The organism is Clostridioides sp. ES-W-0016-02 (assembly GCF_020641035.1).
In the GTDB taxonomy this organism is placed as follows: domain Bacteria; phylum Bacillota; class Clostridia; order Peptostreptococcales; family Peptostreptococcaceae; genus Clostridioides.
On record NZ_CP061361.1, the window covers coordinates 2,470,757 to 2,493,493 of the forward strand.

General features: G+C 27.5%; 23 protein-coding genes. All 23 read right to left on the reverse strand.

The genetic code is table 11. The annotated features are described in order from the left end of the window. Positions 1–89: 89 nt before the first annotated feature. The 23 genes from IC758_RS11860 to IC758_RS11970 all read right to left on the reverse strand — a co-directional run bounded on the left by IC758_RS11860 (position 90) and on the right by IC758_RS11970 (position 22,719). Positions 90–2,729 (reverse strand): diguanylate cyclase domain-containing protein, encoded by a 2,640-nt coding sequence (locus IC758_RS11860; RefSeq protein ID WP_227434916.1) that lies wholly within the window; start codon positions 2,727–2,729, stop codon positions 90–92. 185 nt (positions 2,730–2,914) lie between these two features. After that, positions 2,915–3,604, reverse strand: a complete 690-nt coding sequence (locus IC758_RS11865) for a Crp/Fnr family transcriptional regulator (protein ID WP_227434918.1) — start codon at positions 3,602–3,604, stop codon at positions 2,915–2,917. 62 nt (positions 3,605–3,666) lie between these two features. Then, positions 3,667–4,515 carry a MurR/RpiR family transcriptional regulator gene (locus IC758_RS11870; RefSeq protein WP_227482491.1) on the reverse strand — a complete coding sequence of 283 codons (849 nt, stop codon included), beginning with the start codon at positions 4,513–4,515 and terminating at the stop codon, positions 3,667–3,669. An 18-nt stretch (positions 4,516–4,533) separates the two neighbouring features. Then, positions 4,534–5,421 (reverse strand): ROK family protein, encoded by an 888-nt coding sequence (locus IC758_RS11875; RefSeq protein ID WP_227860450.1) that lies wholly within the window; start codon positions 5,419–5,421, stop codon positions 4,534–4,536. A 56-nt stretch (positions 5,422–5,477) separates the two neighbouring features. Beyond that, positions 5,478–6,281 (reverse strand): sialate O-acetylesterase, encoded by an 804-nt coding sequence (locus IC758_RS11880; RefSeq protein WP_227434922.1) that lies wholly within the window; start codon positions 6,279–6,281, stop codon positions 5,478–5,480. 162 nt (positions 6,282–6,443) lie between these two features. Next, positions 6,444–6,896, reverse strand: a complete 453-nt coding sequence (locus IC758_RS11885) for a YhcH/YjgK/YiaL family protein (protein WP_227860451.1) — start codon at positions 6,894–6,896, stop codon at positions 6,444–6,446. A gap of 157 nt (positions 6,897–7,053) precedes the next feature. Further along, complete coding sequence (locus IC758_RS11890; RefSeq protein ID WP_227434925.1) at positions 7,054–8,556, reverse strand: sodium:solute symporter; 1,503 nt, start codon at positions 8,554–8,556, stop codon at positions 7,054–7,056. 33 nt (positions 8,557–8,589) lie between these two features. Then, on the reverse strand, positions 8,590–9,471 hold the full coding sequence (locus IC758_RS11895; RefSeq protein WP_413926681.1) for an N-acetylneuraminate lyase: 882 nt from the start codon (positions 9,469–9,471) through the stop codon (positions 8,590–8,592). 70 nt (positions 9,472–9,541) lie between these two features. Further along, complete coding sequence (locus IC758_RS11900) at positions 9,542–10,213, reverse strand: N-acetylmannosamine-6-phosphate 2-epimerase (RefSeq protein ID WP_227835420.1); 672 nt, start codon at positions 10,211–10,213, stop codon at positions 9,542–9,544. Positions 10,214–10,470: 257 nt separating this feature from the next. Continuing rightward, positions 10,471–10,962: a zinc ribbon domain-containing protein gene (locus tag IC758_RS11905; RefSeq protein WP_227434928.1), complete on the reverse strand. Its 492-nt coding sequence runs from the start codon at positions 10,960–10,962 to the stop codon at positions 10,471–10,473. Positions 10,963–10,983: 21 nt separating this feature from the next. Beyond that, a complete protein-coding gene (locus tag IC758_RS11910; protein WP_227835419.1) occupies positions 10,984–12,348 on the reverse strand; it encodes a hypothetical protein in 1,365 nt (454 codons plus the stop codon). A gap of 534 nt (positions 12,349–12,882) precedes the next feature. Then, positions 12,883–13,146, reverse strand: coding sequence for a hypothetical protein (locus tag IC758_RS11915; protein ID WP_227860452.1), 264 nt, complete (start codon positions 13,144–13,146; stop codon positions 12,883–12,885). A gap of 9 nt (positions 13,147–13,155) precedes the next feature. Continuing rightward, positions 13,156–13,794, reverse strand: a complete 639-nt coding sequence (locus tag IC758_RS11920; protein ID WP_227860453.1) for a discoidin domain-containing protein — start codon at positions 13,792–13,794, stop codon at positions 13,156–13,158. Then, positions 13,791–14,903 carry a hypothetical protein gene (locus IC758_RS11925; RefSeq protein WP_227860454.1) on the reverse strand — a complete coding sequence of 371 codons (1,113 nt, stop codon included), beginning with the start codon at positions 14,901–14,903 and terminating at the stop codon, positions 13,791–13,793. Before IC758_RS11925 ends, IC758_RS11920 begins: the two co-directional genes overlap by 4 nt. Positions 14,904–14,938: 35 nt before the next feature. Next, positions 14,939–17,221 carry a gp58-like family protein gene (locus tag IC758_RS11930; protein ID WP_227860455.1) on the reverse strand — a complete coding sequence of 761 codons (2,283 nt, stop codon included), beginning with the start codon at positions 17,219–17,221 and terminating at the stop codon, positions 14,939–14,941. Continuing rightward, complete coding sequence (locus IC758_RS11935; protein ID WP_021384774.1) at positions 17,208–17,384, reverse strand: hypothetical protein; 177 nt, start codon at positions 17,382–17,384, stop codon at positions 17,208–17,210. Before IC758_RS11935 ends, IC758_RS11930 begins: the two co-directional genes overlap by 14 nt. 12 nt (positions 17,385–17,396) lie before the next feature. Beyond that, positions 17,397–17,744: a DUF6711 family protein gene (locus IC758_RS11940; RefSeq protein WP_227860456.1), complete on the reverse strand. Its 348-nt coding sequence runs from the start codon at positions 17,742–17,744 to the stop codon at positions 17,397–17,399. An 11-nt stretch (positions 17,745–17,755) separates the two neighbouring features. Further along, on the reverse strand, positions 17,756–20,773 hold the full coding sequence (locus IC758_RS11945) for a hypothetical protein (RefSeq protein ID WP_227860457.1): 3,018 nt from the start codon (positions 20,771–20,773) through the stop codon (positions 17,756–17,758). A 15-nt stretch (positions 20,774–20,788) separates the two neighbouring features. Then, the gene (locus tag IC758_RS11950) at positions 20,789–21,181 is read right to left on the reverse strand and encodes a Gp15 family bacteriophage protein (protein ID WP_044213490.1); all 393 of its coding nucleotides are present in this window, start codon (positions 21,179–21,181) and stop codon (positions 20,789–20,791) included. After that, positions 21,123–21,443, reverse strand: a complete 321-nt coding sequence (locus IC758_RS11955) for a hypothetical protein (RefSeq protein WP_021384760.1) — start codon at positions 21,441–21,443, stop codon at positions 21,123–21,125. The genes IC758_RS11950 and IC758_RS11955 overlap by 59 nt, the downstream gene beginning before the upstream one ends. Before the next feature lie 26 nt (positions 21,444–21,469). Continuing rightward, entirely contained in the window at positions 21,470–21,922 is a 453-nt protein-coding gene (locus IC758_RS11960) for a phage tail tube protein (protein ID WP_227860458.1), read from the reverse strand. A 7-nt stretch (positions 21,923–21,929) separates the two neighbouring features. Beyond that, positions 21,930–22,319, reverse strand: coding sequence for a minor capsid protein (locus IC758_RS11965; protein ID WP_227860459.1), 390 nt, complete (start codon positions 22,317–22,319; stop codon positions 21,930–21,932). A 1-nt stretch (position 22,320) separates the two neighbouring features. After that, on the reverse strand, positions 22,321–22,719 hold the full coding sequence (locus IC758_RS11970) for a minor capsid protein (RefSeq protein ID WP_227860460.1): 399 nt from the start codon (positions 22,717–22,719) through the stop codon (positions 22,321–22,323). Between the last annotated feature and the right edge of the window lie 18 nt (positions 22,720–22,737).

Below are 22,737 nucleotides of genomic sequence, written 5' to 3' on the forward strand. Positions count from 1 at the left end.
ACTAAATCATATCAAGATAGTTAAAATATTCTTATTCAACTTAATATTCTTTATATTAAAAATTTAAGCCCTCCATTTGCATTTAAACTTTAAATAGAGTCATTAAATATAATAAATCTATCTTTTCCTTGATTTTTTGAATGATAAAGAGCTTTATCTGCTTTTTCATATAATTCAATAAAAGTTGTTCCATGATTTGGCATAATAGATATTCCAATACTACAAGAAACTTTATATGACTTATTTTCTCCAGTATAATAATTTCTAAATGCATTACATAGCTCAATCGCTTTGTTTTCAATAAATTTTATATTCTTCATATTTTTTATGAAAACTACAAACTCATCTCCACCAATACGTCCAATTATATCATCCTCTCTAAAAATAGAAGTTAATTTTTTTGATACTTCAACTAATACTTTATCACCAAAGACATGCCCTAAATTATCGTTAATAGCTTTGAAATCGTCTAAATCAATAATAAAAAATGCATGACTACTTTCTTTAACTCTGTCTAAACTCAAAAATCTCTTTATTAGAGTTTCAGTTGTACCTTTATTATAAATTCCTGTTAATATATCACGTTCAGCTTTAAATTTAAGCTCAATCTCTTCTTTTTTCTGTTTGTCTATATCTTTAATGTACGCAAATCCTTTAAGTTGATTGCTTTGGGGGTCTTTAAGTAAATGCATTGTACAAAGTTCCCATAAAATCTTACCATTAATGTCATATCTTCGATACTCTAACTTTAACTCATTTACTCCCTTATTATATGAATCTAAGACATTTTCATAATAAAATACTTTTTTAAAGTTTTCCCTATCTGAAATAAAAACTATATCGTCAACAATAGCCTCCATTACTTCAGAATATTTTCCAGCAGGTCTTAAGCCTAAATTGTTATCAGGCTTTATATTACTTGATATAAATTTATCTTGAGAAAAATTAATTTCATATATAGCAATTGCTTCAGACAACATAGCTTTTCTATATTGCTCTTCTTGATTATATTGCATTTCAGCTTTTTTTTGCTCATTTATGTCTTCTAGTAGACCTATCGCTCTAATTGGAATTTCTGCTCCATTAAATAGATTCGTTAGAGTCATTCTATTCCATATATATTTTCCATTGACTAGTCTTGTTTTTATTACAGATACTACACTTTCTTCACCTTTTTCCATTTTATTAAAAGATTCTTTAAACACATCAACAAAGTCAGGATGTATTATCCCAGAATCTATAAAATATTCTATGCCATTTTCAATATTTTTTTGTAATCCATATATTAAAGAGACATCACTAGAGACATGTATAGATTTTGTATGCATATAATAGTCAAATACTATGTTAGAAGTCTTGGATAAGGCTATTCTAAGCCTTTCTTCATTAATCTTAAGTTCTTCTTCTACTTTTTTTAAATCTGTTATATCAACCAACACACAGTAGAAATACTCTTTTCCATCAGAATCTTTTATAAGCTCACACTTATTTACAACCCACACAAAATTCCCACTCTTAGTAATCATTCGATACTCTATTTCAACTACTTTTGATTCTAATATTTGAAGTGCAAATTCATTTTTCACTCTATCTACATCATCTTTATAAATTACATCATAAAAATTATTATTAAACATGGATTTTATCTCTTCTTTAGTATATTCAAACAGGTTAATAAATCCATCACTTAAAAACACAAATTCATATTTTTCACCTACACTACATTTAAAAACACCTCCTGGTATATTGTTAGTGAGTGAAGATATCTCTAGATTTGCTTTTACAAGCTTTTCTTTGGATTTTTTCTCTTTATAAAATACAATTAAAATCAAAATTGAAAGTGCTATGAAGTTTTTAGTTGTTAATATAATTGCAAGTTTGTTTATCTTAGAAATCTCTTTCACTATCAAAGTCTTTGGAATAAAAGACAATACATACCAATCATTTATACCAACTGGAGTATACGTGGCATATTCCTCTTTTCCTTTGAATTTATATTCTAAAAATCCACTTTTCTTATTTGATATATCTTCAATAAAGTTTTTATAACTGTAATCTTCTCTAACATAAATAAAATCAAAAAAATCGCTAACATTATTTATGGTGTCATCAGTTTCTCCTGGAGTAGATTTTAAGACAAGATTTCCTGATTTTTCAAATATATATGTACTTCCTTCTCCATTAAAACTAGTCACATCTATAAATTCACTTAATTTACTTGTATAATAAGAACCATACAGAACACCTATCACTTTACCATTTTTGTACATAGGAGACGCTACTATAAAACTATTTTCATTGTTAACAGATGATTTTATGATTTCTGAAATATTGCTTTCCCCTTTCATTGCTTTCTTAAAATAGCTATGTTGTGATATATTATAGACCTTTCCATCACCTGTATAGGCTGTACCATCTGGATATGCAATATAGATTTTTTCAAAATCAGATTCCTTTGATACATCATTTAGCAATTTCATTATATCTTCTTTCTTCATACCCTCTGACTCTGAAATAATTTTAGAAATACTATTTATAAACTTTGTTAGTGAGTTAAGCTTAACATTTATAGTATTTGAACTTTGCAATGACAACTCTTCTAAATGCATCTTTTTACTTTTTTCTACTAATGAATTAACATTATAGGTAAAATCCCAAAGAGAAAACATCACAAATACACATATAAAAATCAAACCTAAAGCATAACCTATGAATTTTTTATTTTTCATTTTGATACATCCCTTTCTGAGTATAGAAGCTGTGTCAACATCTGTATATTTACTGTTCATATTAAATTAATTATACTATCAGAATTAAGCTGTTTCAATAAACTTAAGGCAAATATTATCATTTTAGATAAATAAAAAAGAATCTATGGATAGATTCTCTTAATAATATCTTTATTTAATTATAATTAATTATTTTTAAAGTATTTTGATAGTTCGGCTTCTTTTACATAAAAACCTTTATTATCAATCTTTATAAGTTCTTCTTTTTGCAATACTTTTATCATTCTAGAAACTGTCTCTCTTTTACAGCCAAGCATATCAGCTAAATATGTAACTGTAAGATTTACATTTAATAAGGTCCATTCTCCACAATAAATTCCAAACTCTTTACTTAATCTATACAATTTTGCTGCTAATTTCTTATCTACTTTTATAGATATTGAATTTTTTAACTGTCTATATAAACGTCTTGTCCTTCTCTCCATATAAGAAATAATATCTTTTGTAAGCTGAAAATCATTTTTCATAATTTCTGTAAATTCTTCAATGCTATAATAAGACACAATTGAATTTTCAAATGCCTCACATCCAACAGCAGAATTCTTCGTAAAATCAAAGGTAATGTCATTTATAATTTCTCCATTATTTAATATAAAAATCACCTTTCTCTCACCATTTTCGCTTATCTTAAAAATAGATACTTTTCCATCTAAAAGTACGTATACTCTGTCCAATTGTTCTTTTTCATAAAATAAAATTTCTTTTCTTTGTAATCTTTTTAGTTTAGCTTTTTCCTTAAGTTGATTCTTAGTTTCACTACATAAATTATTAAAAAGTATTACTTTGTCAATATCATAGTCTTTTAATTTAGACATGTAAAATCTCCCCATTACTAAATTTTTAAGAAAACCACATAAAGTATTACAAATATCTGATTTTATTCATTTTTAAACAGTTTTATAGCATTTGTAGTCTTGATTTTTCTTTCAATAGCTTCATTTGAAAGCTCTTTTACTACCTGTGTATATACTAAATCAATAATAAAAAATTGTGCCAATTTAGAGGATATTGAACCAGTTTCCAATACAGTTTCCCCAGATACATAAGATAAGTGCACATCTGAAATATCCTTTAATTCAGAATTTTTATTTTCAGTAATAGATATAATTTTAGCATTATTAGCTCTCGCAAGTTTTACAGTTTTTATAATTTCTTCAGTTTCCCCAGAATGAGAAATTGCAACTATTAAATCTCCTTCTTCCATTATAGAAGACATCATTATCATAGTATGACTACTATCAAAACTTACACAATTAAGCCCAATTCTCATAAACTTATAGTTTGAATCTTGTGCTATTATACCTGAATATCCAATACCAATAAAGTAAACCTTTTTAGCATTTATTATAAGTCTTGCACAGTCATGAACATCTACACTATTGATTATCTCAACAGTATTCTCTAAAGTAGTTATATTTGAGTTTAAAAGTTTCTTGGCTGTATCTAAAGCTGGCTCATCATTTTGTATATTCTTATTTATAATATTTTTTTTATTACTACTTGATATTTCTTGCGCTAAAGTAACTTTAAAGTCTTGCAACCCATTAAACTTCATTTTTTTAACAAATCTAGTTATAGTTGCTTCACCAATATTACTCTCTTTAGCAATTTGTGATATTGGTTTATAAAATACATCCTCTATATTTTCCTTTATATAAGCTATCAATAATTTATCTGACTTTGTAACTTTAAAAGTTGGTGATTCCAATTGTTCTAAAATACTCATTAAAAAACCTTCTATTCTCTATATTTTGTTTAAAAAATTATACAATGCCCCAAGCATACCTGCATCATTTTGTCTCTTTGCAAATTCTACATTAGTATTTTTATAAACTCTTTCTATAAGAATCTCCTTTAATGCTCTATCTATTTTAGGTTTTAGAAATTCTTCTTGTGCCATTATTCCACCACCTAAAATTACAACTTCAGGATTTATTACATAACATATATTTGCAATACCAATTGCTAATGATTTTATCATATTATCCAATTCTTTTAAACAATCTTCGTCATTATTCTTTGCTAAATCAAAAATTATTTTCCCATTTAGGTCATTTTCATCCATATTTTTTATTTTTGCTAATTTTTTTACCAAACTACTAGTTGATGCTAGTTCTTGGAAAGTACTTCCATTCATATTCATATATCCTACTTCACCAGCACTATTACTAAATCCATTTATAAGCTTATTATTTATTATAACACAACCACCAATACCAGTACCTATTGTCATACATATAGAAGAAGTTGCTCCCTTACCTGCTCCAAGCCACATTTCACCAAGACCAGCACAATTAACATCATTTTCAACTTCACATTTTATATTAAATTCTTTTTCTATCTCTTTCTTTAATTCCATACCTTTATAGTTTGGAATTAATTCTTCTAACGCAAATACTATCCTACCTTCACTTGGGTCAACCATACCTGCAGTTGATATACATATCCCATCAATATTGTTTTCTTTCATATATTTTTTAACTATTTTCTTTATTTTGGATAATATTCCTGGTCCACCTTTTTCTTTTGCTTCAGTATCTAAACTTGATTTATCGATTATTAACCCATTTTCTTTAATAAATCCATATTTTATTGAAGTACCTCCAATATCTATACAAACGTAATTTTTCATAACATATCTCCATACAAATTATTTTTATAACCAATATTACTAATTAAAATTTTATATTACATGAATTTTTTATTTATTTTTTCCAACTCACAGATATATTTTCTCGCTTCTGATAAATCTATGGTATCCTTTAATATAATTTTTTTCTCAGTTATATGATATTTATAAATATTCTTACATAAATCTTCTCCCAACATATTAAGACCTTCTTGACTATAATGTACATCATCAATAGTTAGACCTTGGTCATGAAATTTCATAGCAATTTTGCTTCCTATGCTTAATATGTCACATTCATTACAAGCAAATTCTTGTGCTGCTGCAATTCGTCTTGTTCTAACAAAATATTCATCTTCTCCAAGCCAATAACCAGTTAAACTAACAAACATTTTATCAATGATACATTCTTCCTTTAGTCTATATGCAATTTTTTTTAGACTCTCTTTATAGTATAAAACATCACTACCATACTTTGCATCACTTTCACCTTGAATCCAAATAACATATTTATTTGTTATTTTATAATTCTTGCTTAAAGTATTACACCCTGCATTAAATTTTTCTATAGTGTCATTTAAAAACCAGTTATTATCATGATTCCAATTTTTTATTCTTGACCCATCCTTTGCATTGTGTATAAAACAAACTTTATTACCAGTAAGTCTATTCCACTCATTTGAAAATGCAGGTGCTATAGTACCATCTCCTTCAGAAGTCTCTAATTCACATCTCATGTTTATAATCTCGTTGCTACTTAAGTATTCAAAACAATTCTCATTTGGAATAACACTGTCTTTTGGATTTCCTAAACCTCTCGCATTACTTTGTCCTATTAATAAAAATACATCTATTTTATCCATAAATTAACTCCTCTATACAATTCTAAACCTTTTAATATCTATTTAAACTTTCTTATAAAAAACTAAGGCTGAAAATAGTAATCTAACTAAAATTTACGAAATATCACTAATCGCTGAAAGTTAAATCACTATTTTCAGCCTTAGTAGTTATATAAATTTTCATTATCTAACCAAAACCTTAAAAATAGCTTTTTTTATATTTTCTTTTTCTGAAACTTTTATTGCTGTCATATGTGCATCTTCTGGATAACATACTAAGAAATCACCTTTTCTAAGTTCAACATAGCCATTGTTTTTCCCATCAAGAGGCAAAAAGTCACTATCTTCTTCATATGTCTTTTGCTCTAAATTTTCTATAAAATTCAAATCTATTCTTTCGCATCCATCTAGCATCAAGTGTACATCTATATATTTCTTATGAGCTTCCCAGAATCTTTCTTCTTTTTCACAAGTTTTATACTCAACAATATTTACAAAGATATCATCACCATCTATTGTATGAGTCCCTTTTTCGTAATCTATCAATGAATTTTCTTTAACATATTCAAAACACTTAAGTAAGTCTTCGTGTAATGTTGAATATGTCTTACTATGATTTATACTTCCAAATATCATAATCACTATCTCCCTATATAATTTTAAGTATATTCTACTTTCAGGTTTTTTACATATACAGTTCTTTATACATTCTTATAGAGTAGCTAGATTATTTATATATCTAATCACTCTAATCTAGCCACTCTATAGGATAATTTCTTATTTAAATTCTATATTATTTTTCATAATAAACTGTAGTTTCAGCTTTTGGTAAAGATACTTTTGCTTTAACTTTAGATTCTATTGCACTAAATACTGTTCCTACTACTACAGAAGTAGTTATTGTTATTAGAGAATAAGCCCAAGAAGTTACTTCTGGCATTCTATATTTTAGATAAACAACTAAAATTGCTGATACTGCAAATCCAATATATGCTCCCATTTTAGTTGCTCTTTTACAAAACGCACCAAGTACAAATATTCCTGCTAAAACTCCTAGAACTAGCCCCATAAAACTATTGAACCATTCATATGCTGACTTTATTTCTCCATTTGCTAAGATTATTGCAACAACTATAGAAAGTATACCTACTCCTAATGATATATATTGTGCAACCTTAGTTTGTCTTTCCATACTCATATCTTTTGTTATAATAGTTTGTATATCTAAAGTCCAGCTTGTAGCAACTGAATTAAGCCCTGTTGATAAAGTTGACTGAGATGCTGCATATATTGCTGCAAGTAGTATTCCTGTTATACCTACTGGTAATTCATAAGCTATATATGATGCAAATACTTGGTCTTGTTGAACTGTTTGTGCTAAATCTGGGTTTTGAGTATAGTATATAAATAAACAAGTTCCAATTAGATAAAATACTGTTGCAAGTCCCATTGATAAAACACCATTTCCATATGTCATTTTGTTAAGTTGTTTTATATCAGTTGTTGTAGTAAATCTTTGAACTATATCTTGACTTGATACATATGATGAAAAAGTATTAAGACCAGCTCCAACAAATATTATAAATGCACTTGTAGATAGTATGTTTTTATCAAACATAACTTCATTTGTTGCTAAGAACTTATGCCCACTTGTAAGAGTATCCATCACTGTTCCAAATCCGCCATTTATACTTGATATTAAATAAAATAGCGTACCTGTAACACCTACTATTAGTACCATACCTTGTATAAAGTCAGTCCATAAAACAGCTTTTAATCCACCTGTATATGAATAAATTATTGCTATTACCCCCATAACTATTATTAACACATTTACAGGTATTCCTGTAAGACCTGCTAAAACTACTGATGGTAGATACATTATTATAGACATACGTCCTATTTGGTATATTATAAACATTAAAGCTCCAAGTACTCTAAGTCCTTTACTTTCATATCTCATTTCTAAGTATTCATATGCAGTATCTATCTCTAATCTACTGTATAAAGGTAAGAAGAATTTTATTGTTAAAGGTATAGCTATAAACATACCTAATTGTGCAAACCATAAAATCCATGTTCCACCATAAGAATTACCTGCTAGTGATAAAAATGATATTGGGCTTAATAATGTGGCAAATATTGATACTGATGTAACCCACCATGGAATAGTTCCATCACCTTTGAAGAACTCTTTTCCTTTCATTTCCTTCTTTGAAAATAACAATCCTGCAAATAAAACTGCCAATAAGTAAACTACTAGTATTGCAAAATCTATCCAAGTAAATCCTACCATTTGACCAATCCTCCCATACTAAAAGTATTTTTATTAAAAATACTTTCTGTATATTTCTTTCGCTCTTGATTTCATTTCATCAGTTGCTTCTTTCATAGGTTGTCTACAGTATCCAGCTTCAACGCCTTGTTCTTCAAGTAGTAATTTAATTGTTTGATATAGACCATTTCCTAATATATCTGTTATTAAATCATTTGTCACATGTTGTACTTCAAGTGCTTCTGATATTTTTTCACTCTTCGTTAGTTCAAATATTTGTCTAGCTCTGATACCGTTTACATTAAATGTAGAACCAATTGCCCCATCTACACCTAAAACTGTAGCTGGTAACATCATTTCATCAAATCCTGCAAATATTAATTTATTTGGGAATGTTTTTCTCATTCTTTCTAATAAGTAGAAATCTGCTGCTGTAAACTTAACACCTATTATTTTTTCATTTTCAAATAATTCTCCAAATTGATCTAAACTCATATCAACACCAGTTAAAAATGGTATAGAGTATATTATTAATCTATTGTCTACAGAATTTATTATTGTATTGTAATAATGTTTTATTTCTTCAAAATCGAATTTATAATAAAAAGGTGTAACAGCACTTATAGCATCATATCCTAAATCAGTTGTAAATTTAGCAAGCTCTACAGCTTCTTTTAAATTAACTGAACCAACTTGAGCTATTAACTTTATTTCTTCTTTTACTTCGTCCTTAGCTATTTCAAATATTTTTTTCTTTTCATCAGTTGAAAGCATGAAGTTTTCTCCTGTACTTCCTCCTACATAAAGACCATCTATTTTACAAACATCTATATTATGTCTAATTATTTGTCTTAACCCTTTTTCGTTTATATTTCCTTCCTTATCAAATGAAACTAATAATGCTGAATAAATTCCTTTCATATCTGTTGTTCTCATATCTTTACCTCCAATTTTAATTTTCAAATATAGTTAAATATAATTAATTTTTAATTTATAAATTAATTTTTTAATTAATTTCAATTGCTTTGACAAATTTTTCTGTTATCAATTGTGGTCTTGTTATTGCTGAACCTACAACTGATGAATGAACTCCAATTTCAAAGACTTTCTTTAAATCTTGAGGAGTATTTACTTTTCCTTCTGCTATTACAGGTATTTTTAAATCTTTAACCAATCTTTCCATCAATACAAAATCTGGACCATCTAAAATTTCTGTATATGGAGTGTATCCAGATAATGTAGTTGAAACGCAGTCTACACCGTATTCTTGCGCCTTAATAGCTTCATCATAATTTGAAATATCAGCCATTACTAAAACATTATTTTCTTTTATATAATTTATAATTTCTTTTAAATCTTCATTGTTTGGTCTAACTCTATTAGTAGCATCCAGTGCTATCATCTCACATCCTGTTGCTAAAAGCTCATCTACTTCTTTTTTAGTTGGTGTTATATATATATCTGAATCTTCGTAATTTCTCTTTATAATACCTATAACAGGAAGTCCAGTAACTTTTTTTATTTCAATAATATCATCAACTCCTTGAGCTCTAATGCCAACTGCTCCGCCTTCTTGAGCAGCTTTAGCCATTCTACCCATTATAAAAGAACTATGAAGAGGCTCATTTTCTAAAGCTTGGCATGATACTATTAGTCTTCCCTTTACCTTATCTAGCATTTTTTCGATTACCTCATTTCTGAAATTTATTTTCTTAATTTATGTATTAATAATAACATGAAAACTTTTTCTTTGCAATATTTTTTCATATTTTTTTATTAATTCTATTTTTTTATAGATTTATTCCAAGTATTTCCTTATATTTCACAGTTTTAAGAAAATTTATTTCATTTTTTTGGTTTTTATTTTCATTCCTATATAGATACAAATGATTTCAATAAAAAAACCCATGTATACAATACATAGGTTCCCCAATATTACTCTAAATCCATAATAATTTTTCTACCACAACATGGACAAAACTCAGATTCCGAATCTACTTCACTTTCACAATAACCACAAACTATAAAATTATCGCAATCATTATCTAATTCAAATTTTTTACCACATTCAGCGCAATATTTGTCATTTATATTTCCAATATAGCCACATTCACAAGTTACATTGCTTTCTGCAATTTCCATATCATTAATTTCCATATTTTTTTCATAAATTATCTTATCAAGTTCTAATAACTCATCACAGAATTTATCAAAACACTCATCATCAATAGAATTTTCTCTAATTTTTTGATAAGTCAACATTCCCATTTCTAAAAAGATTTTACTCTTCTTTTCTTGAATATCATCAATTTCTCTATTTATCTTTGATTTTTCTTTATATAATTCAATCTTAAATTTTCCATTACCAAATCTTTTCTTAACCTTAGAAAATTTATCATCTACTGTCTTTTTATTATTTTCTTCCACAGAAGTTTCCTCCAATCATATTTAATCAGCTGAGTTTAGCTTATATCCTATTAAAGATATCACAAAACTGTATATAAATGAAATTATAATAGTTGAGAACAATTTAAATTGCATAACTAGAGTTGTTCCATAGCTAGTTGTATTAAAGAAGTTAATATTACTATCAAGTATAAAAGTACTAAATAGAGCCAACATACCCATTAAAAATGCATAATATATACTAAATATTATTACAGGTTTAATATTATCTGTATCATATTTAAATCTTAATTTATATCCATTTAATAAAATTATTAATGCAGACAAAGCCCCCATTGCATAAAACATTAATTTAGTATCTCCAAATAAAGAGGATGAGCCTAAGCTAAGCATTGAAACTGTTGAATTTATTATTGTTACCGAAATTCCATTTGCAAAAGCCCACATGTAACTAGCAATTTGTGGCAATACAGCAAATAAATCGATACCACTTGAATATCCACTCATATTCAATTCATTTAAATAACTACTATCAGATATAGTTAATATAAAAAGTATTGCTAACACTAAAACATAACCTAATATGAATATTTTAATAGCATTTGAAAAAAGGGACATATACATATTTTCTTTTTCATAGCTTTTTCTATAATTAGTTATATATGTACATATAAATCCTAATACAAATCCATTTAAAAGTGCACTAAAAAATTCATAACTATACTCTAAAGCATATCCATACTCTAGCATACTATGTGAGCTAGTTTTAACATTAGTAAAAGTACATAAAATAGCTAAAATTAATCCATAGAAAATTCCCACTCCAAGAGAATTGGCTAATGTAGTTTTTGAATCCTTACATCTTTTTCTCATAAAAATTAAATTTGATATAATTAATCCTAAAACAGGAATTATAAGTAATATTAACAATCCTATATTTGCACTTATAAATCCAGAACCCATCATAGTAGACATAGATACGCTAATTTGACCTAGATTAAGGGCTAACATTATATGTGCTGGATTTATCATGTAACTGATATCATTAAATTGAATAGTAATTATAGCCTTAAATATTAACGAAATAACAAGCAATATGAATATAGTTGAAAAAGTCGTTAAAAATATCCCTCTTGTATTTGCGTGATATGAGAGTTCTTTTATTTTAGATTTTAAGTCAAGTTTTGTTTCGCTCGATTTTAATGATACTATTTCATAAAGTTCATTTCCACAAAATTTACAGTAATTATCTTTAGGATTATTTTCTTTGTTGCAACTAGAACAAAGTTTATCTTCTTTAGTTTCAAGTGTAAGGTTATTATTTTTTATTTTTCTAGTTGGCTTACCTGTTTTTTTAGAATAGTTACTATATGAATAATTCATATTATCTATTTTTTTTTCATCCATTTTTTCCCTCCAAGTTTTACCATTGTCAATTATCAAATATAACTATATCATATAAAACTTAATTATACCTTAATTGGATATATTTATCTATTTTATTTGTTTATTGTTGTTATTTTTTAACAAGTGTTGGTATTTCAATAATTTATTAATGTCAGTTTTGTTGTTTATGTTTTATTATGCTTAATTTAAATTTATTCTATTCTTTATTTTCGGTGGCAAGATGGTGGCAAGTTAGGTTTTGCCACCATTTATTTTTTAATCATAAAAAAGGCATAAAGAACTATTCCTATACTCCTTATACCTTATAATACTTTTTTATCTAATTTATTAACTATTTATTTAAAAAATAGGTATTCACTAAGTTGTACACGATTCATTTTGGTCTCCTTATATGTATATAAATTATATAGTATATCTTAGATTTTATCTTTGAATATATATTTTAATTATAATTATTATTTATTTATAAAATCTAATTCTTTATAAAGAGTGTAAAATTAATTATTAACATTTTATGCCATTTATATTTTCATATTAAACATCTTCTTTCTGTAGCATAACTTTTATATCTGTTACATCTTCTTTTATTACTTCTACATCAGTTTTCATGGTTCCCATTTCAACAAGTATGTTTTTATTTATTTCTTGTTGTTGTGTAGATAGTTCAATAAAATTTTCTACAGTCTTTTTATACATATCCCTATCTTCTTTTTTCTCTTGCATAGTATTCTTAAATAAAAGGGCACATAATATACCTATTGCTCCCAAGCTACTTAACTCTGTTACTAGTTGTTCCATAGTGACCTCCTATTCTAACTGATATAAATTCAATAGTGTTATTTTAACTTCAGTTCCTTCTGTATTAGTTACTTTTCCTTTTGATATACTTTGTGTATTAAAAAATTCAATTCTGTAATACTGATATTTATTGTTACAACTCACTTCTATAAAATCAGCATCCGAAAAATCATACTTAGAAGTGTCATCCTTCCATTTACAAAACAAATCTGGATTACAACTTTCGCAATTGTATATTTCAATAAAATCTACACCATTATTGGAGCCTAACACTTTAAATTTAAAAGGTACTTGGGCAGTATCTTGATTTGAAATAGTTGTTCTAAAGTGCATTTTAATAGCCCATATCTTTATATCTTTATCTAGTTTTATTTGAACCCATTGACTTGTGTTTTTACTTAAACCAGTTAAGTTTAAATCATCTCCTAAAGTTTCAGTAAACGCTTTATATGTTCCCCATGTATTTTGACTTGCGTTGACTTCAAATGGTTCTGGCTTATTATTGGCTGTCATAAAAGGATTGTATTTTTCATTATGTTTTATTCCTATCATATTGGAATAAATTTCATTAGTACCAAATAAAATCTTATTTATGTTTTGATTTCCCAGAAACACATTATTTACATTTTGAATTCCAGTTTTCATCATAATATTATGTCCTCTTTGATTATATATAAAGTTGTATTCTCTTTATCTATTATTTCATCATACTCAGCTTGTGTCCCAGTCCAAAATTTTAATCCTGTTATTGCATTTGAACTTAAGTCTGGCTTATTAGTTAAATTATTATAATCTCCATTAAATTCTGACTTTGAATTCCAATTATCTACTTTTTCTTGTGTAATCTCATCTAGTATTTTTTTGTTCTCATGAATATGATTCTGTGAAGTATCTATATCTGAACTTGTTATATATCCTGAATCATTTTCAAAATCAGATACTTTAGTTGGCTTATTTGTTAAACTATCATAATTACCATCAAAGTTTGTTTTAGCATCCCAACTTATCACTTTATCTTGTGTAATTCCATCTAAAACTACCTTATTTGTATGAACATGATTTTGTGAACTATCTATGTCTGAACTTGTTATATACCCTACATCATTTTCAAAATCAGATACTTTAGTTGGTCTATTAATTAATCTATTATAATTTCCATCAAATATCTCCAGTGCTACACGTTCATCTACTTTTGTAGCTAACTCTGATATATCGTCTACTAGATTCTCCTTAGCAATATTAATATCTTGAGTCATTAAGTCTACAGAACTATCAATCCTACTAGTTAAGGTACTTATATTAGTATTTATATCCTTTATTAAATTATCTTTAGTGTCATTTATATCATTTATTGAATTTGTAATATCAAGGATTGCTTGGCCTAATAAATCCCATTGAGGTGTTGATTCTATAGCATTATCTTTGTCTAATGATTCTTCGACTTGTATTTTCATCTGAAAAGTAGTTACTATCTCTTGATTTTTTCTAAATTGAAATTCTACCTTAATTAATCCAGGTAATGCAAGAATATTGTTATCTAAAATAGCCTTTACAATGTTACCATTTATAACACAATCCTTTTGGATTAGTACCTTATCATTCTGAAAAAATGCTAATGCTGTATATCCCTCCAAATCTATATCTTTGCCATCTTCAACTAATCTTATTGAAAAAGGTATTAAATTGTCAAATTGCTTGTATATTGGAACAGAATATATTTTAGTATTCAAATCAATGGTATAGGTTTTATCTCTCATTTTTTACTCACCTACCTTTTTATTTAAAATATTTATTATTCTATCCACCAATTTATTATATCTAACTTTACTCTTAAAAACTCAAGATTTCTATTATCAAACCATATATTAATATATCCATTTAATAAATTAAATGGACAAGTCAATACTACATTATATCTATTCACTATAGTTTTTTTAATATCATCTAATACTAGTTCTTTCTTATACTTAGAAGTTGTATAATTTTCTTCACTATCTGCACTTAATCCAAATTTTGCACTTATTACCTGACCTTCTTTACTATCTGAAGAATAATACTCTAGATTTGCAATAAGTTTTACTATTTTATAGCCAGATAGTTCCATAGATTTACATTTAGTACGTATTGTAAATCTATAAAAATCTGGTGATTCTAATCTATATACAGTTCCTTGTTCTGTTTCTATTGTCCCTATAAAAAAAGCAAAAAGACCTTCTGAAAATACATCTGATACTTTTTGTCCATTTTTAACAAAAAACTTTGCTTCTTCTGATGGCTTTATAATTCCTCCACTATCTTCAGTTACATCACCCTCCAACAATATTCTTTTTTTAATACCTTCATTTTCATAATATAGCTTATCTTTTTCAAAAGATATTTTTCCATTTACAGTATCTATAAAACAAGAATTTGCATTGTTGCTAAATTTAAATACTTCATATTCTGGATAACCACTTTGATACAGTCCGAAAGAATTTTCTCTAATACATAGATAATTTTCAGAATCTCTCTTATATCTTAGTGCATCTCCAATACCCTCTTCATATTGGGCAGTAGCATCAATAGAACAATCAATACCTCGTTCCTCATTTACAAATAAATGAATAATTGGATTATCTGTACTTGATTTTAACTTATCAACAGATAAAGTATCTGTTATTATATTGCTACCATTTATTCTAGTTTCTCCCTCATCTTCAAGAGAATTAAAAGTAACATATCCTTCCAAATCAATATTTATTGCAGACATCTCTATCTTTTCTGCTGATTGGTTAATAGTTGATACTATGTACTCACCATCTATTTTTTTAGTTACTTCCATTACTATTTTTTCAGTGTCAATTACAATCTTTGATACTGCTTCATCAACTGTACTTTGTACTATAGCTTCTATACTACCAGACAATATTTCAAACTTAGATTCTAAAGTTTCTTGTTTATCTGTAATTTCTTTTACATAGAGTTCTATACTTTCATTTGTTTGAATAAAGCCACTCTCAAGTTTTTTCAAATTACCATCAAGCCTCTGTATAGTCCTTGATGCACTTTTAACTTCCTCTTTATCTATCTTTGCTTTAACTGTAGAACTAAGACCACCATTGTAATTTATATTATTATCACTTATAAATGTAGTCTTTGGTATATCATCTTTATCATAGATAATTAATTTATCACCTACATCAAGTGCAAAATCACCCTGCCAATCCATACTAAAACCAGTATAAACAAAATTCTTGTATTTATTTAAAATGCTTTGTGCAACTTTTCTTATCTCACTTTCCTTATTGTAATCAAGTAATAAAATACTTAATTGTAATCCATTTTCAAAAGGGTCTCCAGCAACTACTCCATTTATATCAACAAAATTTATTTTATTAGATTCACTACCTATAGTTACATCAAACCAATTATTACCTGTGATTTGTACATCTGTTTCTATTAAGTCTAAAAATTCTATTTCACCATATTTAACAATCAAAAAAGACCCTGCAATGACTGCACAGTCCATCAAAACTTGTCTATATGTAGCTTCATCTGAATTTGGTTTATATTCTATAAGTAAGTCATTATTATTGAATCTACGTTTTACTATCTTATCACTTAATTTTAGATTTAAAATGTTCGCTATATCTACAACTATATCATAAACAGTTGCTGGAAATCCTATATTTGGTTTGTAGGCTTTATCAGTTAATATAAGGGTATCATAACATTCAAGTTTTATTATTTTTCCACTTAACTCTGTTTCGAATATATAGTATTTTCCAAAATAAATTTCTTCTATTCTTGATTGATATTCATTTATTGCTATTTCTATATAAAAATACAGGTCAAACCATTTATTTTTAAATTTATAGTCTTTAAATTTGTTAGAATAGTTATTTATTTCTACGTTTACTGATGTAGCTATTCCTCCACCAAGTTCAAACTTTTCATTATTTAAAATAGATTCTTCTATATTTATAGATATTATATCTTCATCAGTATATTTTTGATTATTTATTATAATTCTAGAACTTATAATCCTTGAATTTTCCAATATTGCTTTTTTATATTCTTGACTAGTTTCTTTCATTATTATCACATTCTTCAAACTCAGCTAATTTTTCTTGTAGTTCAATAATATAAGTATCTTTTTCATCATTAATAGCTTTTTGTATAATTAAATCGTTTTGAAGTTTTACAACCTCATTTAAAGCCTTTTGATAAAGTAATCTGTCACTTATTTTTATATCCATGAATATACCTCCTTACTTTTCTATAAAATTCATCTTCAAACTTTGCCAAAATATATTATTATCTTTTTTTAACGCAACAGGCATAGACCTGTCTCCTACATAAAAAGTCTTTGTCTCTATATGCCCTAAAACAGGGTCTGGATATGTTATTCTAAAAAACACATCTTTTACTTGATTTAGAAGTATAGATATTTCACTTGAATCTAAAATACCCCATTCACAACTTAACTTTCTTTTAGTTGCTATTCTATCTCGACACATCTCTCCTTTTGCATTTCTATTACTTTCTCCATCTATATCAGTTAAATCTACTTGAAAAACTGTAGGAGCAATTATGTCTACACCATTTATAGATAACATATCACCACTCCTTATAATTCTAATATTGTTTTACCTGTTTTTCTTTCCATTTGTCTAAATGCTTTTATTACAACTTCACCCATTTTATTTCCATCCATTTTTAATTCTACTGTTAAATCTCCACTTGTATTATTATTTCTTCCTAATCCATTCATTCTTTCCATAATTTTACTTGCTAATAAATCAAGTCCTTGTGTATTATTTTCAAGCGGTACTACAGCTTCTGTTCCTCTTTCTCCAACCATACTTAATGTTGGTTGTTCAATGATACCACCCTTTGCAAGAAGAGGTATTTTAGGTATACCAAAAGAATTACCTCCAAAACCAGGAACCCAATCTGGAATATCAAATTTAAGACTTCCTAAACTGCTATTAAATAGTTTTATCACAGCATTAAGTGGTGCTTTTACTATATTTGCTAAACCATTAAATGCTTTTTTAAACACACCTGGTATACTATTTATAACTGATTTTATTTTAGTTCCCATTGAATTAAAAAATCCACCAATTTTACTACATACGCCACTTATAAAATCCTTTATATAACCAAATATTTCTGAAGCTTTCTTTTTTATTGTGTCCCAATTCTTATATAAAAGTACCCCTGCTGCTATAAGTGCTCCTACTGCAACAACAACTAAACCAAATGGACCTAACATTGTTCCTAAAACTTGTGGAATTAACCTCATGACTCCACCAGCTGCTGATATCGTATTTTTTAATCCATTAAATATATCTATTCCTTTTTTAACAGTATCAAATACTGTACATGCAGCCTTTACAACTCCAAAAGCAACTGCCATACTTCCAAGAACAATTATTATGGTATCTAGAACTGGTTTACCATCATTTAATAACCAATCTATAAAATCAGCTAGGTAATCAGCAAAAGTACCTAATACATCTAAAACAAAAGAAATTGCTGGTGCCAGTATATCTATCAGACCATTAGCAAAAGGTGCTATGAAATCTGTTATAACATATCCTACTAGTTCAAAGATTTTTTGTGCTAGTTTTACAATTCCTAGATATAAATGCTCTCCTCCATTATCCCAAACTTCTACTAACTTTCCTGTTAAGTTTTCAATTACACCTATAATGGCATTTAAAATTTCATAAAAAGTTGTTGCAAGTGGAATACCTACAATTTCCCAAGCTTCTCTCCAACTTTCTTGCGTATTGTGAACTAATGTAAGCAAATTAGTTATAATATCACATATTCCTTGAATTATTTGTTTTCCGATATTATTACTTTCCCATGCAATACTAAATGCATCTGTAATTTCATTTATAGTACCAAAGATATCTGTTAATATTTGAAGTATGAGTGTATTTATTTCTACCCCTGTGCCATTGTTCCATACTTCAACAAAAGTCTGACCTATATTATTTATTAACCCTAAAATAGAATTTAGCATATCAAATATAGTTTGTATTAATATTGTTCCTGTTTCATTACTCTTCCAGGCTATATCAAATGCACCTGCAATACTTCCTATAATACCAAATATTGTTTTTAGTAAATTAAGTATATTTGTACAAAATTCAATACCTGTACCATTATTCCAAACTTCTATAAAAGAATTTCCTATATCTCTAATAATTCTTAATACATTCAATAAAGCATCTGATATACTTTGAATTAATTGAGTTCCTAAATTATTAGATTCCCAAGCTATTATAAAAGCATTGTTAATGTCTCCTATAACATTAAATATATTTTGAAGTATCTGAAGAGTAGTAGTTAATATTTCTGTTCCTGTACCATTTGTCCATACTTCTTTAAATGACGAACCTATTGATTTTATTACATCTTTTATACTTGTAAAGGCATATTTCATACTATCAATAGTTGCTTGACCTTCTTTACTCCAAGCATCTTGAAATGGCTTAAACATATCTGCTAACATTTTATTTAGTTCTTGATTTACTTTTGATAAATTTCCTGTATCTATATTAGGGCTAATAGGGGAAGTTACATTTCCCATATCTCCTAAGCCCTCAGTATCTGAATTTTTAGTTAGTGTATTTATCTCATCAAAACCACTTATTAATCCTTTTATTTTTTTTGCTTCATCTTTTGATGCATCACCAATACCATTTATTGAATCACTTGCACCATCAGAGTTATTTCCAATTGATTCAATATCTTTAGGTATAGAGCCAAAACTACCAGATGATGCATTATCTCCAAAAACAGATTCTGTGAAAGCTTTAAATTGTTGTGCTACAACTTGTAGTTTAAGTATAAGTGTATTTAGCATTTTTACAACTGGTGTAAGCATATTAATAAAAGCTTGACCTAATGTAGCTTTTAAAACATTGAATTGCTCTGAAAGTATTCTAGTCTGATTTGCCCAGGCTCCTTGAGTCCTGACAAAATCGCCCTGTGCATCTTTTGTAACACTTAGTAAATAATTATATCTGAGTAAAGTTTGTTCTGATTGACTCATATTTTGATATGCTTTAGTTATTCCTTTTGACATTGCATATGCCTCTAAATTAGCAACTGACATGTTAATACCTAATTGTCTTAAAGGTTCTATCTCTCCTGCTATACCACTTCTAATTTTCGTAAATGCTTCCTCTGCATCAAGATTGTAAAATGAAGACATATCAGCAGATAATTGTGTTATAGTTTTAGACATATCAGCAGCTTGTTTAGTTGATAATCCAGAACTTTTAAGCATCGCTCCCATAGTTCCAGTATATCTTTTAGCAGCTGTTTCTGACATACCCATTTGAGTTATAGAAGTTTTAGCAAAATCATTAATATCCTGTGCCATACTTCCAAATGTAACATCTACTACATTCTGCACTTCATTTAAATCAGAGCCTAAATCAATACATGATTTTCCAAATGCTGCTATTGCAGTTGCACCTAATGCTACTCCCACCATTTTACCTAATCCACCAAAAGCACTTCCAATTGTTGATTTAGCTCCACTTGCTATACCACTTAATTGTTTATTAAAAGTCCCCTGATTTATATTTAAACCTAAATTTATAGTACCTACACTAATACTCATCTATGCACCTCCCTTCTAACTAAAGGTTTCCTTGCACCAATTCTGAAAGTTATTTATATAAGAAGAATAATTATTTTTATCTTCTCTAAGTTTTTTATTACGTTTTAATATCCAATCATTTCTTATCTTTCTTTGTTCTTTAGTAAAACTGTTTAATGTTTTAGGGTCTTTTTCAGATCTAATTGATACTATTTGACCAAGAGGTGTCTCTGGCATAATTCCAGACAATAAAGAACAAAACTCCGACCAAGACATATCAATCTCAGTTCGGAGTCTTATTCCATATTGTTTTGCAAAACTTGATTCTATTAATTCCCAATCTTCATATAAATCATAAAATCCATCAGATTTATTTTGAGTTTTGAAATCGCTTTTCTGTCTCTTCGTAAGTTTCTCCTGATATAGCAGCCATAACTGCTATGAATATGGTTTTGTAATCTACAAATGAAAGTTGCATTGAATCTATTTCCTTGAATGCCTTTTCTCCAAGTAATAGTTTCAAAGCATCATCTATAAGCTCAATTTCATTTGAATTATTCTCAGACATTCTCTGATTTACTATGAGAACAGTATTTTTACTATTATTCACAGTATATACTTTATCTTCTGATATCTTTATTTTTGGTTTTTCGTTTGTTAATTTTGTTGATATATCTATTATATTTGACATATTTTAACTCCTCTTAATAATTATTTCTAGCTTTCACTAGAACCTGATGCAGGTGTATATATTGGTTTACCATCACTTAATGCTTCCCATTCTAATGCATCTGTGGCAGTAGAATCTCCACCCATGCTAGTTACATTTATTATACAGTCAAATTTAAGAGTTGCTCCGTCTGGAAAATTGATTGAAAATACACTATTACAATCTTGTCCATTTTTAAAAGCAAGCCCTGCTATATAGTCATTACCAGGGTCTCCATAATTTCTTTTTCCTCCCATAGATACTGATAAAGACTTAGATGTCATTAACCTTCTTGTCCATCCACCTTGATCCATAGGATTCCATTCTTCTATATTTCCATCAATACTAACACTTAATGATTCTGCATCTTTAACAATAGTATCTGCATCACCAGCTCTACCAGTTGTATTAACTCCAAATGTTAAGTCATATACAGGTACTACTCCACTTTTACCAGCCATTTAATCACTACCTTTCATAAATTATATCTAAATCAATTACATATTCATAAATTCCATTTTCATCAGTACCTAAAAATACTGGTTCATCATTTTTCATAATAAAAAAAGCATTTACTTTATTAATGACAACTGTTTTACCATTAAATAAATCATAAATGCATCTAGACATTTTTTCAGTTGTGTCACAGTTTTTACTCCAATGGATTAAAATTGTAATAGCTTTAGTGGATGTTGATGTATTTATAAGTCCACCTATAGCTATTTTATTACTGTTACTATCTTTATTATAGATACCTATTACTTTTTCTTTATTAGCATCTATCTTACCAATATAAAATGCAATATTTTTATTACTTATGGTTTCCTTTAACCATTCTTTAATATCTTTAAGATACATTTTACACTCCAGTTAACTTTTTATAGCATTTATAATATGCTTTTTCTGAGAAATCTTTTTTATTTCCTTCTGTAAAAACTTCTAACCATCTACCTTGTGCGTTCTTATTTTTGTCTTTTCTAAAATTATACTCAGGATGATAATATAAACGTCTAGCATATGGTGTATCATATATTATTTTAAGCTGTCCTTTATTAAGTAACTTCAAATTTATGCTTACAGATTCTTCAAGTACTCCTGTTTGCTTTGGCACAACTTGCATTGTATTAATTTCTGTTTTTAAAGCTTCTGCTGTCATTCTAACAGCTTCTCTTTGAGTTTTTTTTAATTTATTAATTTTGGTATTATTTATTTTTATATCAATACTCAATTTACTTCTAAATGGATTTTTAATTACCATCAACTCCAAAACAAAAAA